The organism is Stenotrophomonas sp. (assembly GCF_036662295.1).
In the GTDB taxonomy this organism is placed as follows: domain Bacteria; phylum Pseudomonadota; class Gammaproteobacteria; order Xanthomonadales; family Xanthomonadaceae; genus Stenotrophomonas.
Genome location: NZ_JAVWXA010000174.1, coordinates 1 through 2,100 on the forward strand (window position 1 = coordinate 1; position 2,100 = coordinate 2,100).

2 protein-coding genes are annotated in these 2,100 nt (G+C 72.4%); one reads left to right on the forward strand and one right to left on the reverse strand.

Features of this window, described 5'->3' with window-relative positions; all coding sequences use genetic code 11:
* Positions 1–111: 111 nt before the first annotated feature.
* The gene (gene ftsY, locus RSA25_RS19020) at positions 112–1,485 is read right to left on the reverse strand and encodes a signal recognition particle-docking protein FtsY (protein WP_332810391.1); all 1,374 of its coding nucleotides are present in this window, start codon (positions 1,483–1,485) and stop codon (positions 112–114) included.
* Between the two features lie 229 nt (positions 1,486–1,714).
* On the opposite strand from ftsY, the gene RSA25_RS19025 reads away from it, so the two are divergent.
* Positions 1,715–2,002: a hypothetical protein gene (locus tag RSA25_RS19025; RefSeq protein ID WP_332810393.1), complete on the forward strand. Its 288-nt coding sequence runs from the start codon at positions 1,715–1,717 to the stop codon at positions 2,000–2,002.
* Positions 2,003–2,100: the final 98 nt, after the last annotated feature.

Below are 2,100 nucleotides of genomic sequence, written 5' to 3' on the forward strand. Positions count from 1 at the left end.
GCTGCTTCAATGATCGCGCGGCCATCCATGGTCGTGCAGCCACCCATGATCGCGCAGCCACCCATGGGGTGGCTCTACCCCCGGTGGGGGGGCGGCCATCGATGGGGTGGGTCAGCTGCCCAGGGCCTCGGGCAGCAGGGCGTCGACGAAGGCTTCGGGGTCGAACACGCGCAGGTCTTCCGGGCGCTCGCCGATGCCGGCGAAGCGGATCGGGATGCCGAACTCGCGGGCGAGCGCGAACACCACGCCGCCCTTGGCAGTGCCATCCAGCTTGGTCACCACCAGGCCGGTCACGTTGACGGCCGCGTGGAACTGGCGCAGCTGCGAGAGCGCATTCTGGCCGGTGGTGCCGTCGATCACCATCAACACCTCATGCGGCGCGCTGGGGTCGATCTTGCCGAGGACGCGGCGGATCTTGCCCAGTTCGTTCATCAGCCCGCCCTGGGTGTGCAGGCGCCCGGCGGTGTCGGCGATCAGCACCTCGGTGCCACGCGCCTTGCCGGCCTGCAGCGCGTCGTAGGCCACCGAGGCGGCGTCGGCGTTCTGGCCCTGGGCGACCACGGCCACCCCGTTGCGTTCGCCCCAGGCCTGGAGCTGGGCCACGGCGGCGGCGCGGAAGGTATCGCCGGCAGCCAGCATCAGGCTGTGGCCGTCATCCTTGAAACGCTTGGCCAGCTTGCCGATGGTGGTGGTCTTGCCCACCCCGTTGACGCCCACGGTGAGCACCACGAACGGCTTGGCGTTGCGGTCGATGACCAGCGGCTTGGCCACCGGCTGCAGGATCGCGATGAGTTCGCCGCGCAGGGCGGCCAGCAGGGCGTTGGCATCGACGAATTCACGTGCCTTCATGCGCTTGCGCAGGCCCTCCACCAGCGCGGTGGTGGCACCCACGCCGACATCGGCGGTGATCAGCGCGGTTTCAAGCTCGTCCAGCAGGTCGTCATCGAGCTTGGGATTGCGCGAGAACAGGCCGCCGAAACTGCGCGCGATGACGCTGTTGCGCAGCCGGTCGCGCCAGCCCGGCTTGCCCGGCGCGGCAGCGGCCACGCCATCGCCCGGCGCGCTGGCCAGTGGCTGTGCGGCTTGCTGGGTGACCTCGCTGGCCACCAGCAGCGGGGCAGGCAACGGTGCGGCGATGGGTTCGGCGATGACCACCGGCGCAGCCTGCGCGGCCGGTGCTGCCGGCGGAACGGGGGCGGCCGGTGCGGTCGGGGCCGGTACGCTCGGCGTGGCGACGGCGGCCGGTGGCTGGGGCACGGTGGCGGGCGCAGGTATGTCGAGCGCAGGCGCGGGCATCGGCGCCGGTGCGGACGTCGGCGCCGGCGCAGCTTCGGCGGCGACAGGCGGGAGCGGCGCGGGCGCGGTCGGGCCATCCTGGCTGGCCTGCGGGAATGCCGCCGCCAGCTCTTCGGCCGAGTAGTGCTGGGTCTTGGGCGCGTCCTGCGGAGCGTCCTGGGCTTTTTTGCGACGGAAGAAACTGAGCATTGGATTCGGCGCTGAAATCAGGGGGATATGCTACCACTGCGCTCTTGGGCGGCAGTGCTGGCGTGGGCGGGCGCCCGTCGGCGGGCCGTTGACGGGTGCGGTGCCGGCCTGCGAAACCGCCGGGCCACGGTCGGTGCTACAGGATGACGGCGGGCGGCCGCTAACGGCTTTGGATGCCTGCGTCATCGGATGCCGGCCCTGCATCGTGGAGGGTTGCTACGTGAACGTGATGTCCATTGCCAGCTCGGGCATGCGCGCCGCCACCCTGGGGGGGCAGGCGGCCGCGTCGAACGTGGCCCGATTGCCGGTGGCCGATGCCACCCGCGTGGGCGTGGCGCAGGCCGCGGTGGAAGGCGGCGGGGTGAATGCCGGCCTGGTCGAGGTGGCCGCCGATGCGGCAGCGCCGGTGGCCGACCTGCTTGCAGCGAAGGACGCGGTGCTGGCGTTTACCGCCAACGCCACCGTGATCCGCCGCAGCGACCAGATGCTCGGCGCGTTGCTGGATGCACGCGCCTGAATGGACCCACGCGGTGGTGGGGGGCCTTGGGCGGCCCCGCCCGGGCCGGGGGGGCCATGAGGCCGGCCGCGGGCGGGCCGCCCGCCGGCGGGGGGTGG

Excerpts from the sequence above, each read along its gene's own strand:
- RSA25_RS19025 (WP_332810393.1), top strand. The coding sequence starts at position 1,715 with ATGTCCATTGCCAGCTCGGGCATGCGCGCCGCCACCCTGGGGGGGCAG.
- ftsY (WP_332810391.1), bottom strand. The coding sequence starts at position 1,485 with ATGCTCAGTTTCTTCCGTCGCAAAAAAGCCCAGGACGCTCCGCAGGAC.